Below are 12,112 nucleotides of genomic sequence, written 5' to 3'. Positions count from 1 at the left end.
GTCCAAGACGCCGCGCCGACTCGCGCTGACGATGGCCTCCCGCTCTTCACCGTGCCGAGGTCCGCCGTGCCCTTCGTTTCGCTCTCGAATCCCGAGTTCCTGATCACCTCGCTGATCGTCGTCGCCTCGCCGGGCACCGGCGCGCTGGTCACGCTGGCCGCCGGCCTCTCCAGTGGCGCCCGCGCGTCGCTGATCGCCGCCTTCGGCTGCACGCTGGGCATCGTCCCGCACATGCTGGCCGCGATCACCGGCCTGGCCGCGCTGCTGCACGCCAGCGCGCTGGCCTTCGACGCCGTCAAGTACGCCGGCGTCGCCTACCTGCTCTACATGGCCTGGATGTCGCTGAAGGAACGCGGCGCCCTGGCGATCGACGCGAGCGCCTCGCCGCGCTCCGCCCGCGAGATCGTCGGCCACGCGGTGCTGGTGAACCTGCTCAACCCGAAGCTGTCGATCTTCTTCCTGGCATTCCTGCCGCAGTTCATCGCCCGCGACGAACCGCGCCCGACGCCGCTGATGCTCGAGCTCTCCGCCGTCTTCATGGCGATGACCTTCATCGTGTTCGCGGTCTACGGCGTCTTCGCCGCCGCGGTGCGCGACCGCGTGCTGGCCCGGCCGCCGGTGCTGCGCTGGATGCGCCGCGGCTTCGCGGCGGCGTTCGTCGGGCTCGGCGTCAAGCTCGCGCTGGTCCAGCGCTGATCAATCGGCCGCCTCGGCCTTGTCGACCTCGCCGTCGAAGTCGAACACTTCCACGCGACGAGGCGATCCCGAGCGCCGCTCCACCTTGTGCTGCGGCCCGATCGCCTTGCCGGTGCGGGCGTCGATCAGCTTGAGCTCCACCGGCTCGCCGGTCTCGGTGTCGATCAGCCGCACCGGCTTGTTCTTCAGCGGCGCGTGCAGGTTGCCCCAGGTCAGCAACGCCAGCATCACCGGCCGCAGGTCGCGGCCCTTGGGCGTCAGCAGGTACTCGTGGCGCGGCGGCTTGTCGCTGTACTGCCGCTTCTCCAGCAGGCCGCGATTCACCAGCTCCGCCAGCCGCCGCGTCAGCGTGTTGGACGCGATGCCCAGCTCCGTCACGAATTCGTCGAAGCGGTGGTGCCCGTAGAACACCTCGCGCAGGATCAGCACGCTCCAGCTGTCGCCCAGCGTGTCTGCCGTGCGCGCCAGTGGGCAGGCCATGTCCTCGAAGCTCGTGCGACGCATGGGATCTCCTTGTCGAGTCATCGGTCCGCGGCGGTCGATCTCGCCGGGTCGCCCCGATTCTCACTGACTTCCATCATGGAAGTCAGTTGACGAAATCGCAATGATGCATTGTCCGCCGAGTAACTTCCATCATGGAAGTGACGTTCCTATAGTCCGCTCCATCGCTCGCCGCCCCGGCGGGCTTTCGATGCCGGAGTCCTTCCATGACCGCTTCCACGCCCTCGGCCGCCGCGCCCTCCCCGACTTCCTCCGCCGCCGCGCCCACCGCGACCGCCCCCTCTACCGCGCCCCGCCGATCCCTCGGCCGCGCGACGCTGCCCTGGGCGGTGCTGACCGCCGCGGCGCTGGCGGTGGCCGCCTACGGCGCGCACTGGTGGAGCGTCGGCCGCTTCCATGAGGAGACCGACGACGCCTATGTCGGCGGCGACGTGACGGTGATCGGCGCCAAGGTCGGCGGCTACATCACCGAGCTGCCGGTGGCCGACAACCAGTTCGTGCACGCCGGCGACCTGCTGGCCCGCATCGACGGCCGCGACTACCAGGCCGCGGTGCAGCGGGCCACCGGCGCGGTCGAGGCGCAGGAAGCCGCGATCGCCAACCTGGCCGCCGCCGCCGCGCTGCAGCAGGCGGTGATCGCCAAGGCGCGCGCCGGCATCGACGCCGCCTCCGCCGAGGAACAGCGCGCCCGCGACGACTTCGCCCGCTACAAGGACCTGGTCGGCCGCGCCGCCGTGTCGGTGGAAAGCAGCCAGCGCGCCGAGGCCGCGTTCAAGACCGCGCAGGCCGGCTCGGCCCGCGCCCGCGCCGAGCAGCTGGCCGCGGAACGCCAGCTCGACGTGATCGCGACGCAGAAGCGCCAGGCGCAGGCGGCGCTCGCGCAGGCGGGCGCGGAACGCGAGCTGGCCCACCTCAACCTCGGCTACACCGAGCTGCGCGCGCCGCGCGACGGCTACGTCGGCAACCGCAAGGCGCGGGTCGGGACCTACGTCGGCATCGGCACGCCGCTGTTGTCGGTGGTGCCGGCGCACGGGCTGTGGATCGACGCCAACTTCAAGGAAGACCAGCTCGCCCGCATGCAGGCCGGCCAGCCGGTCAGCATCCGCGCCGACGCCTGGCCCGGCGTGGTGATGCACGGCACGCTGGGGAGCCTGGCGCCGGCCACCGGCGCCCAGTTCAGCGTGCTGCCGGCCGAGAACGCCACCGGCAACTTCACCAAGATCGTCCAGCGCGTGCCGGTGCGCATCCAGCTCGATACCGCCGACGAGCGCCTGGGCCGGCTGCGCCCGGGGCTGTCCGTGGTCGTCGAGGTCGACACCGCGCGCGACGCCGTCGCCGCCACCAAGACCGCGAGCGTGCAATGAGCGCCGCCGTCCTGCCCGCGACCGCGGCATCGGACCCGCCGCCCGTCCCCGCGCCCAAGCGCCCGCCGTTCTGGTCCAACGAGGTCATCCCGCTGGACCGGCTGACGACGCGCGAGAAGGTGCTGGCCTTCGCGACGATGTGCGTGGGCATGTTCATCGCGCTGCTGGACATCCAGATCGTCTCGGCCTCGCTGCGCGACATCGGCGGCGGCCTGTCCGCCGGCGCCGACGACACGACCTGGATTCAGACCAGCTACCTGATCGCCGAGATCATCGTGATCCCGCTGTCGGGCTGGCTGGCCAGCGTGATGTCCACGCGCTGGCTGTTCGCGATCTCGGCGCTGGGCTTCACGCTGGCCAGCCTGCTGTGCGGCCTGGCCTGGAACATCCAGAGCATGATCGCGTTCCGCGCGGTCCAGGGCTTCCTGGGCGGCTCCATGATCCCGATGGTCTTCACCACCGCGTTCATGTACTTCAGCGGCAAGCAGCGCGTGGTGGCCGCCTCGACCATCGGCGCGATCGCCTCGCTGGCGCCGACGCTGGGCCCGGTCATCGGCGGCTGGATCACCGACGTGCTGTCCTGGCAGTGGCTCTTCTACATCAACCTGCTGCCGGGGCTGCTGGTCACCGTCGTCGTGCCGCTGATGGTGCGGGTGGACAAGCCCGACCTGTCGCTGCTCAAGGGCGCCGACTACCTCTCGATGGTGCTGCTGGCGGTGTTCCTCGGCTGCCTGGAGTACACGCTGGAGGAAGGCCCGCGCTGGAACTGGTTCGGCGACGCGACCATCGTCGCCACCGCCTGGATCGCCGGCATCACCGGCGTGGCCTTCCTCGCGCGCAGCCTGACGGCGGCCCGGCCCATCGTCGACCTGCGCGCGTTGAAGGACCGCAACTTCGCGCTGGGCAGCCTGTTCTCGTTCATCACCGGCATCGGCATCTTCGCCACCATCTACCTCACGCCGCTGTTCCTGAGCCGCGTGCGCGGCGACAGCGCGCTGGACATCGGCCTGGCCGTGTTCTCGACCGGCGTGTTCCAGGTGATGACGATCCCGCTGTACGCCTTCCTGGCCAGCCGCTTCGACCTGCGCTGGATCCTGTTCGCGGGGCTCGCGCTGTTCGCGGTCTCGATGTGGGAATTCGCGCCGATCACGCATGACTGGGGGCCGCACGAGCTGCTGCTGCCGCAGGCGCTGCGCGGCATGGCGCAGCAGCTCAGCGTGCCCCCGGTGGTGACGCTGGCGCTGGGCGCGCTGCCGCCCTCCAGGCTCAAGCTGGCCTCGGGGCTGTTCAACCTGATGCGCAACCTCGGCGGCGCGATCGGCATCGCGGCCTGCGCGACCATCCTCAACGACCGCACCAACCTGCACTTCCAGCGCCTGGCCGAGCGGCTGAACGCGGCCAACGAGTCGATGAACAGCCTGCTGGCGTCGACCACCTCGTCGCTGTCGGCGGCGATGCCCTCGGGCGAGGCGACGACCGCCGCGCTGCGCCAGCTCTGGGCGCTGACCTACCGCGAGGCGCTGACGATGACCTTCTCCGACGCCTTCCTGATCGTGATGGCCTGCTTCGTGGTCGCGCTGCTCTTCGTGCCGCTGCTGCACAAGGTCGCGCCGCCCGCCGCGCCGTCCGCCGATTCGCATTGACCCCACCCCACCCCGACCTCCTGGGAGTCCCGCCATGAACCGCCTGCTTTCCGATGCCTTCCGTCCGGCCGCCTCGACGATCCCGTCGACCTCGCCGACCTCGCCGACCTCGCCGACCTCGTCGACCTCAGCGACCTCAGCGACCTCCACGCGCTCGCAGATCCACGCGATGCCGCGCGATCGATCGACGCCGCGGGCGCCGCTGCGCGCGCTGGGCCGCCTCGCGCCGCTGGCGCTGGCCGCGCTGCTCGCGGCGTGCGCGCCGATGCTCGAGAAGGGCGAGTCCCCCCGCGCCCTCGACGAGCGCTTCGCCGGCCAGGCGCTGATCGCCGACCACCAGTCGGACGCCTCCGCCGCGGAACTCGGCACCTGGTGGCGGGGCTTCGACGACGCGGCGCTGACGGCGCTCGTGCAGCGGGCGCTGGACCAGAACCTGGACCTCGCCATCGCGCTGGCCCGCGTCGACCAGGCCCGCGCCGCGGCGCAGGGCGCGGGCGCCGCGCGGCTGCCGCAGGTCACGGCGCAGGGCCAGCTGGTCCGCCAGCGCCAGTCGCTCAAGAGCCCCGAGGGCGCGCTCGCCCACGGCTTCCCCGGCTACGAGCGCGACCAGACGCTGCAGACGCTGGGCCTGGGCGCGAGCTGGGAGGCCGACCTCGCCGGCGGCCTGCGCCAGGGCGAAAGCGCCGCCGTCGCCGAATGGCAGGCGGCCGAGGCCGCGCGCCTGGGCACGCGGGTGACGGTGGTGGCCGAGGTCGCCGACGCCTACTTCCGCATCCGCGGCGCGCAGGCCCGCATCGACGTCGCCGAGGCGCACCTGCGCAACCAGTCGCAGTTGCTGCGGCTGATCCAGGACCGCTTCGCGGGCGGCCTGGCCGCGCAGCGCGAGGTCGCCGAGGCGCAGGCGCTGCAGCTGCAGGCGCGCGGCACGCTGCCGCCGCTGCGCACCGAGCTCGCGCAGCAACTGCACCGGCTCGACGTGCTGATGGGCGAGCAGGCCGGCACCGCCGCGATGAAGCTGCTGGCCGACACGCCGGCGAGCCCGCGCGCGGGCACGGCCACCACGGCCACCACGGCCACCACGGCGGCACCGGCGGCAACGATCGGGACCGCGGGCGTGGGCGCGTCGACGTACCGCGTGCCGTCGCTGCCCGGCGACCTGACGCCGGCGACGCTGATGCGCCGCCGTCCGGACGTGATCGCCGCGGAGCGCCAGCTCGACGCGAGCCAGGCGCGCATCGGCGTGGCGACGGCGGAGTACTACCCGCGGCTGACGCTGGGCGGCGTGCTGGGCGCGTCGAGCCTGAGCGGCGGGCTGCTGTCGTCGGCGGCGTTCCAGCCGCAGGCGCTGCTGGGGCTGCACTGGCGGCTGTTCGACTTCGGCCGCGTCGACGCCGAGGTCGCGCAGGCGCGCGGCGCGCGGGCCGAGGCGCTGGGGCAAGTGCGGCAGCGGATGCTGCGCGCGACCGAGGATGTCGAGAACGCAATCGTCACCCTGTCCGAGCTCGAACTGCAGCGCGGCGACCTGGCGCAGGAGGTGCGGGCCCACCAGGTCGCGCGCGACGCGGCCGAGGACGCCTACAAGGGCGGCGCGGCCAGCCTGATCGAGGTGCTGCAGGAAGACCGGCTGCTGCTCGCGGCACGGGACCAGCTGGCGCAGCTCGACGCCAACCACGCGCGGGCGGCGGTGTCGGCGTTCCGGGCGTTCGGAGGCGGGTGGGAGGACAGTCCGGCGCGCTAGGACCGTCCCAGCGCCGTGGCCACCTTGAAGGCCCGGTTGGAATGCGGTTCCAGGTCGAGCCACCGCGCCCCGAGCGCGATGAGCACCGGGTCGTCCGGCGTCGCATCCCAGAGCGAGCGCCAGGCGAAGGGCCACGAGAGATGCGAGCTGGGCGCCTTGCGCAGCCAGTCGAGCGCCATGGCCGCCAGGGCGACGTCCCCCGGCGTCCGGTCCCAGAGACGCCCCCAGACGTGTTGCCAGGACATGTCCTCAGGCGGTGCCTGCTTGAGCCACGCGAGGGCGAGGTCGACCAGGGGTTCGGCCAGACCCGAGCCGTTCACGCCGACCCAGACCGTGGCCCAGACGCTGCAAGCCTCCTGCAGGCTCACCGTCTTCAGCCAGGGCACCGATCTCGCGACCAGTTCGGGATCGCGCGGACGCTTCTTCCACATGATCCGCCACACGTGGTACCACCGCTTGGCATGCCCCGGCGCGACGTCGGGCGCGGCCAGCCGATCGATGCCCTGGCGCCAGAGCTGCTCGTCCTCGGGATCGAACTCGAACAGCTGCCGCCAGAAATGTCCCCAGCCGGGATGGGAGGGCGAGGTCTGCGCCATCCATTGGATCGCCACCTCCTTGAGGTGCGCATCCCCGGTCCATCGCGACCACATCGCTCCCCAGACGTAACTCCACCCCTTCTGCTCGAAAGAGGTCGAGGCCAGCCAGGCGACGCCGATCGCGCGCGCGCGCTCGGGCGCCAGCTCGATGAGCCGGCGCAGGAGGAAGCTGGAATGCGGGTGCCGCCGTTCCAGCCAGGCGGTGGCCCAGGCCACCACCCGCACGTCCGTGCTGCGCTCGCTGAGCAGTTCCAGCACCCGGTTGGCCGTGAACTCGAGGTGGTGCGCCTGCGCCCACGCCGTCGCCCACTCGACCGCGTGCGGCTGGTCCAGCTCGATGGCGGTGACCAGCAGGTGGGCCATCGCCAACTGCGCGTGACGCGGCGCCATCCACCGCAGGAGGTCGGGCCGCGCCCATTCGGAGGCGAACAGGACCACGGCGATCCGGGACCAGTCCGGCGTCAGCGTCGGCGTCACCGCGATCACCTCGCCCAGCGCCAGACGATGCAGCCCGGACTCGCCGGGGCCGGCCAGCTGCAGCGCCTGCAGCAGCAATCGCCGCGGCACCGGTTGATCCAGTTGCCCCGGAATCCAGCTCTCGATCATCGGCAGGAGGTCGCGGTCCTGGGTGCGCGCGAGCGCATCCTCGGCGACCGCCGACCACTCGTACCAGCCCGGGATCCGGCGCAGCAGCGCGAGCACGGCCCGGACGGCCGGGCGGCCCTGCGTCGGCGGATCCAGCTTCTTCCAGTGCTCCAGCAGCTTGTGGCAGGTCAGCCGCAACCCGGTCTCGGCGCCGGTGGCGGTCTCCAGGCGCGCGATCGCGGCCTCGACCGGCATCGGACGCACCGACAGCGCCGGCAGGCAGCCCTGGAAATGGACCCACACCGGCAACTGCGTCAACGGGATCGCGGCCCCCTCGCCCACGCACTCGGCGTGCACGGCCGCGAGCACCCGCAGCGCCTCGCCTTCTCCCAGGCGAAGCGCCACATCCGTGCGGCGCCGCCCGGTGCCGAAGGCGCGCGACATGGCCCACAACGGCCCCGTCTGCTCGGTCGGCGCGACACCATGCCGCAACGCCCCCCAGCACCGCGGCCTTCAGGTGGCCGACCCGCTCGTTGACCTTGGTCCTGGCATCGAACCAGTGCGCGTAGATGGCCTCGGCCAGATGCGGATGGGTGAGCCACAGCCCCGGCCTCGCCGCGCTGGAGTCGTCCGCCAGGTGGTACTCGGCGCGCAGCCGGTCGAGCGCGTCGCGCTGCGCGTCCGACAGGCCGGCCTCGATCGCCTTGCGGTTGGCCCCGCAATACAGCCGGTTGACGGCCAGGATCTGCGCCAGCGCGCGCTCGAGCTGGCCGGACCGGTCCTCCGCGCGGATGCGGTTCTGGAACCGGGTCGCGAACGATTCGATCCCCGTCCCCGCCTGCCATTCGAAGAACAGTTGCACCAGCAGCACGTTCTCGTCGCCGGTGGCCGGCGGTTCCTTGCCGGTGCGTTGCCGATACCAGCCGCGCAGCTCCGCGATGTCCGAGGCCGACTCGTTGGGCAAGGGCTCGATGTGGACGGCCAGCCCGTCGGGCATCTCGTCGCGCAGGTGCTCGGCCTGCTCCGTCGGACCGCAGCAGATGATCAGCGGCATGGCCGCGGCATCGCCGGACTGGCGGATCGTGTGCAGCTCGTCCAGCGCCCGGCTCCACATGCCCAGCGAGTCGCCCTGGTTCGCCGGGGCATGGGGATCGTCGATGCCGATGAGCACGCGCCGTCCGGGCCCGGCCAGCTCGCGGGACCATCGGATCGCGTCGGGCAACTGCTCGGCGCGGCGCGCGAAGAGGATGCTCACGCCGCCCTGCTCGTGCAGCCGGGACAGCAGGGTGAGCAGCATCACGCTCTTGCCGGCGCCCGAGCGCCCGCCGATCCAGAACATCGGCAGGCGCAACGTCTCGTCGTCGTGGGCGACGTGCGCGTCGATCCATTCCGTGGCCCGGGCCGTGATGCGCTGCGCCAGCTCGGCGCGCGGCGCGAAGTAGCCGTCGCGCAGGTTCTGGGTCGAGGGCTGCTGGCCGGTCAGCACCCGGCCCGGCACGATGCCCTCGGGGGGACGGTCGGCCGCGGTCCATGCGGTGACGCCGGCCGAGCGCGAGCGGCTCGCCGCCTTCATGCCGTTCAGGTCGTCCCAGACCCGCAGCGCCGCCTGGCCGAAGGCGTCCTTCCCGACGAGCGAGGCGGTCAGCAGTTCGCCCTGCCAGCGCCGGCTCATCGACAGCGGCCGTTCCGCCAGCAACTGGTTGGCGAGCAGGGCCAGCAGCTCGCCCTCCGGGTCGTCGTGGATCTCCGCGACCAGGCATTGCTTGAAGGCGACCAGCGCGGGATCGGTGAGCGCCAGGCCGTCCGGCGCCCAGCGGTCGATCGTGCCCTGCACCGACTTCAGCTGCGGCTTGGCCGAGAGGATCCGGAACTTGAGCTTGGCCAGCAGGTCCGGCGTGTCGGACACCGCGACCCGGTAGATGCCGAAGAGATCGCCGAGCGCGTTGGTCACCGGCCCGGAACTCTGCGTGTACTTCAGCTGGCTCACGACCAGGACGCCATCGGCCTTGCACTCGGCCAGATCGCTCAGCAGCTCACAGAAGGCCTGCGGCCCGCGATCCAGGCCGAGTCCCGATTCCAGCCAGCCTCGCACGCCGGCCAACAACACATGCTGGAACTGGAACGCGAAGCCCGCCAGCGCGTATTCGCCCCCGGCCGCTTCCTTCGGGTGCTTCTTGCTCCAGGCCGTGGACAGACGTTGAAGATCGACAAGACTCATCGCCCCATCGTACGGACCACGGCACGGTCTCCCTGACCCGTCTTTCCCGAGGCAAGCCGGTGATGCGGCACTGGTTCACGGCCGGCGGGACATCGCGTGCGCTGATCGCGCGCGTCTGCGTCGTCGCCGTTGCCGGCGCGGCACGCCGGCCCCGGGTCCGGCGACCTTCCCGCTAGCATCGCCCGCATGCCGCGCACGCCCTCCTCCGAGAACGCCCACGAGAACACGCACGAGAACTCGTCCGGGATCGTCCCCGGGAACGACCTTCCCTCCCCCGCTCACGCCGCGGGCGACCTGCTCCCGCTGCTGTTCGTCGCCGTCTGGAGCACCGGCTTCATCGGCGCGAAGTTCGGGCTGCCCGACGCGGAGCCGCTGACCTTCCTGTCCTGGCGTTATGCCGCGGTGATCGTGCTGATGCTGCCGGTGGTCCTGCTTCTGCGCGCGCCCTGGCCGCGCTCCTGGGCCGCCTGCGGCCACATCGCGGTGACCGGCCTGCTGGTCCACGGCGTCTACCTCGGCGGCGTGTTCACCGCCATCGGCCACGGGCTGCCGGCCGGCATCACCGCGCTGGTCGTCGGCCTGCAGCCGCTGGTGACCGCGCTGGGCGCGCGCGCCTTCCTCGGCGAGCGCATCGATCGCATCCAATGGCTCGGCCTGGCGCTCGGGTTCCTCGGCGTCGGCCTGGTCGTCGCGCAGAAGATCGCCGCCGTCCCCGGCCACGCGCTGCTGACGATGCTGCTGCCCGCCGTGATCGCGCTGATCGGCATCACCGCCGGCACGCTCTACCAGAAGAAGTTCTGCCCGTCCTTCGACTTGCGCACCGGTTCGATCATCCAGTTCGTGCCCAGCCTGCTGGCCACCGGCGCGCTCGCGATGGCGACCGAGACGATGCAGGTGCACTGGAGCGGCCAATTCGCCTTCGCGCTGGCCTGGCTGGTGCTGGTGCTGTCGCTGGGCGCGGTCAGCCTGCTGAACCTGCTGATCCGGCGCGGTAGCGCGGTCAACGTCGCCAGCCTCTTCTACCTGACGCCGCCCACCACCGCGCTGATCGCGTGGGCGCTGTTCGGCGAGACCCTCACCGGACTGGCCATGGCCGGCATGGCGCTGGTGGCCGTCGGCGTCTGGCTCGCGCGCCGCGCGCGCTGAGCGCCGGCCCGGTCGCCCCGGCCGCGCCCCAAGGCGCCCTCCGGACACGAAAAAAGGACGGCCGCCCTCGAGGGTCGAAGGCCGGCCGTCCCGCGCGATGAGGACTGTCCGATCAGTTGCGGTCGGCGCGCGCCGGCAGCGTGCTGTCGCTGTTGTTCATCGACGAATCGCTCGACGTCGTGCCGTTGTTCATCGAGGACGAGTTGTCCTGCGGCATCGGCTGCGTCGGCGTGCGCACGCTCGGGTCCTGGCGCTGGTCGGTCGTCGTGTTGTTGCCGTTGTAGTCGCTGCCGGTGGCGGGCTGGCTGTTGCGCATGTCAGGCGCGCTGGCGGGCTGGCCGGTCATCGGGTCGGCCGCGGGTGTGGCGGCCGGCGCGTTGGACTGGGTGCGCGTCGCGTCGTTCTGGCCGTTGTTGTTGGACAGCGGGTCGTTGGTGCGGTCACGCGCGCCGACCGTGCCGGAGCTGCCGCCCTGGCCGCCGCTCTGGGCATGGAGGAAGCCGACACCGGAAGCCAGCGCAATCGCCATCGCCACGGTGGTGATCTTGGAACGGGGGTTCATGTGGATCTCCTGGAAGCTGTGGATTGAGGTCTTGCCGGGAGCGGCGCTCCGGATCGCGTCGCATCGCGATCCGCGCCGCCCTGCGAAGCATGACGGGCAAACCCGATGCCCGCGCTCAACGCCGCCGCGGTGCCGACGGCGCGACGGAGGGCACGAGTTCGTCGAGCACCGCCCGGATCGCGACCGGCGGCGACGTGGACGATGCCGACGTCGATCGGGTGGCCGACGACGAGGTCGATGGCGTCGTCGATGCCGTCGTCGTTGGCGTGGTCGATGGCGTGGCCGACGTGGGCACCGATGCCGGCGTCACGGAGGCCGGCGTCAACGGCTGCAGCGTCGGCGGACGCGGCGGCGCCAGCGCGCGCAGCCGCTGTCCGAGCGCGTCGAGGCTCGCGGCCTGCGCCGACGCGTCGCCGTCGGCATCGAAGGGCTCGCAGCTGATGCGCTCGGGCGCGATGCCCAGTCCGAGCGCATGGAAGTAGCTCGCCTCGGTCACGACGCTGAGCTGGCTGGCGATCAGCCGATGGACCTCGAGGTCCGGCATGTCCAGCTGCAAGCCTTGCACCGTGGCCAGCACCGGCGTGCGCGTGATGCTGCCGGCCAGGCCCGCGAGCCGATGGGCATTGGGCAGGTGCGCATGCAGCACGTCCGCCTGGCGGTTGCGTACGAGTCCCACCAGCACCTGGATCGCGTGCCAGGGCGGGTCCTCGGGCATCGCCACCGCGATGGTCTCGACGCCGAGCCCGCGAAGCCGTTCGGTGAACGGGCCGTCGGCCGGACACAGTACGGTGAAGCGGAAATCGCCGCCGGCGCCCAGGCGCTCGATGAGGCGCTCCACGAGCCGCGTCGCGCCATCCTCGTCGGGCGGCAATGCGCCCAGCACCTCAACGACATGCATCTCTGTTTCTCGCCACCGCTTCATGCGGCACAGCCGCTTGGCAAGGGCCGTACCTGTCGCGCGCTCCCTCACTCACCCGACCCTCACCCCAACCCTCTCCCGCAGTGCGGGAGAGGGAGTGAGGAAGTGGGCGTGGTCCCCTCGCCCCCACCGGGGGAGAGGGTC

10 protein-coding genes are annotated in these 12,112 nt (G+C 72.0%); 6 read left to right on the top strand and 4 right to left on the bottom strand.

The features are described from left to right. Positions 1–66: 66 nt before the first annotated feature. The gene (locus N5D62_RS09290; RefSeq protein WP_279757432.1) at positions 67–696 is read left to right on the top strand and encodes a LysE family translocator; all 630 of its coding nucleotides are present in this window, start codon (positions 67–69) and stop codon (positions 694–696) included. Here N5D62_RS09290 and N5D62_RS09285 read toward each other — a convergent pair whose 3' ends face one another. Continuing rightward, on the bottom strand, positions 697–1,200 hold the full coding sequence (locus N5D62_RS09285; protein ID WP_279757431.1) for a helix-turn-helix domain-containing protein: 504 nt from the start codon (positions 1,198–1,200) through the stop codon (positions 697–699). A 203-nt stretch (positions 1,201–1,403) separates the two neighbouring features. Here N5D62_RS09285 and N5D62_RS09280 point away from each other — a divergent pair, with 203 nt between their 5' ends. The 3 genes from N5D62_RS09280 (at position 1,404) to N5D62_RS09270 (ending at position 5,942) form a co-directional block, all read left to right on the top strand. Next, positions 1,404–2,561 (top strand): HlyD family secretion protein, encoded by a 1,158-nt coding sequence (locus N5D62_RS09280; RefSeq protein ID WP_279757430.1) that lies wholly within the window; start codon positions 1,404–1,406, stop codon positions 2,559–2,561. Then, on the top strand, positions 2,558–4,204 hold the full coding sequence (locus N5D62_RS09275) for a DHA2 family efflux MFS transporter permease subunit (RefSeq protein WP_279757429.1): 1,647 nt from the start codon (positions 2,558–2,560) through the stop codon (positions 4,202–4,204). The genes N5D62_RS09280 and N5D62_RS09275 overlap by 4 nt, the downstream gene beginning before the upstream one ends. 169 nt (positions 4,205–4,373) lie before the next feature. After that, on the top strand, positions 4,374–5,942 hold the full coding sequence (locus N5D62_RS09270) for a TolC family protein (protein ID WP_279757455.1): 1,569 nt from the start codon (positions 4,374–4,376) through the stop codon (positions 5,940–5,942). Here N5D62_RS09270 and N5D62_RS09265 read toward each other — a convergent pair. Beyond that, positions 5,939–7,567 carry a hypothetical protein gene (locus tag N5D62_RS09265; protein ID WP_279757428.1) on the bottom strand — a complete coding sequence of 543 codons (1,629 nt, stop codon included), beginning with the start codon at positions 7,565–7,567 and terminating at the stop codon, positions 5,939–5,941. The genes N5D62_RS09270 and N5D62_RS09265 overlap by 4 nt on opposite strands. Here N5D62_RS09265 and N5D62_RS09260 point away from each other — a divergent pair. Continuing rightward, positions 7,566–9,377, top strand: a complete 1,812-nt coding sequence (locus N5D62_RS09260; RefSeq protein ID WP_279757427.1) for a hypothetical protein — start codon at positions 7,566–7,568, stop codon at positions 9,375–9,377. The two genes, N5D62_RS09265 and N5D62_RS09260, sit on opposite strands and share 2 nt — an antisense overlap. Before the next feature lie 150 nt (positions 9,378–9,527). Further along, a complete protein-coding gene (locus tag N5D62_RS09255) occupies positions 9,528–10,487 on the top strand; it encodes a DMT family transporter (protein ID WP_279757426.1) in 960 nt (319 codons plus the stop codon). Between the two features lie 112 nt (positions 10,488–10,599). Here N5D62_RS09255 and N5D62_RS09250 read toward each other — a convergent pair whose 3' ends face one another. Continuing rightward, on the bottom strand, positions 10,600–11,049 hold the full coding sequence (locus tag N5D62_RS09250; protein ID WP_279757425.1) for a hypothetical protein: 450 nt from the start codon (positions 11,047–11,049) through the stop codon (positions 10,600–10,602). Positions 11,050–11,164: 115 nt separating this feature from the next. Further along, positions 11,165–11,947, bottom strand: a complete 783-nt coding sequence (locus N5D62_RS09245) for a glycosyltransferase (protein WP_279757424.1) — start codon at positions 11,945–11,947, stop codon at positions 11,165–11,167. Positions 11,948–12,112: the final 165 nt, after the last annotated feature.

Origin of the sequence: Mitsuaria sp. GD03876, from assembly GCF_029840635.1 — a bacterium.
In the GTDB taxonomy this organism is placed as follows: domain Bacteria; phylum Pseudomonadota; class Gammaproteobacteria; order Burkholderiales; family Burkholderiaceae_C; genus Roseateles.
This window is presented reverse-complemented; position numbering and strand designations above follow the sequence as displayed.

Bases quoted from the DNA above. Each gene is read 5' to 3' on its own strand.
- N5D62_RS09285 (WP_279757431.1), bottom strand. From the start codon at position 1,200: ATGCGTCGCACGAGCTTCGAGGACATGGCCTGCCCACTGGCGCGCACG.
- N5D62_RS09280 (WP_279757430.1), top strand. From the start codon at position 1,404: ATGACCGCTTCCACGCCCTCGGCCGCCGCGCCCTCCCCGACTTCCTCC.
- N5D62_RS09275 (WP_279757429.1), top strand. From the start codon at position 2,558: ATGAGCGCCGCCGTCCTGCCCGCGACCGCGGCATCGGACCCGCCGCCC.
- N5D62_RS09270 (WP_279757455.1), top strand. From the start codon at position 4,374: ATGCCGCGCGATCGATCGACGCCGCGGGCGCCGCTGCGCGCGCTGGGC.
- N5D62_RS09260 (WP_279757427.1), top strand. From the start codon at position 7,566: ATGGCCCACAACGGCCCCGTCTGCTCGGTCGGCGCGACACCATGCCGC.
- N5D62_RS09265 (WP_279757428.1), bottom strand. From the start codon at position 7,567: ATGTCGCGCGCCTTCGGCACCGGGCGGCGCCGCACGGATGTGGCGCTT.
- N5D62_RS09255 (WP_279757426.1), top strand. From the start codon at position 9,528: ATGCCGCGCACGCCCTCCTCCGAGAACGCCCACGAGAACACGCACGAG.
- N5D62_RS09250 (WP_279757425.1), bottom strand. From the start codon at position 11,049: ATGAACCCCCGTTCCAAGATCACCACCGTGGCGATGGCGATTGCGCTG.
- N5D62_RS09245 (WP_279757424.1), bottom strand. From the start codon at position 11,947: ATGCATGTCGTTGAGGTGCTGGGCGCATTGCCGCCCGACGAGGATGGC.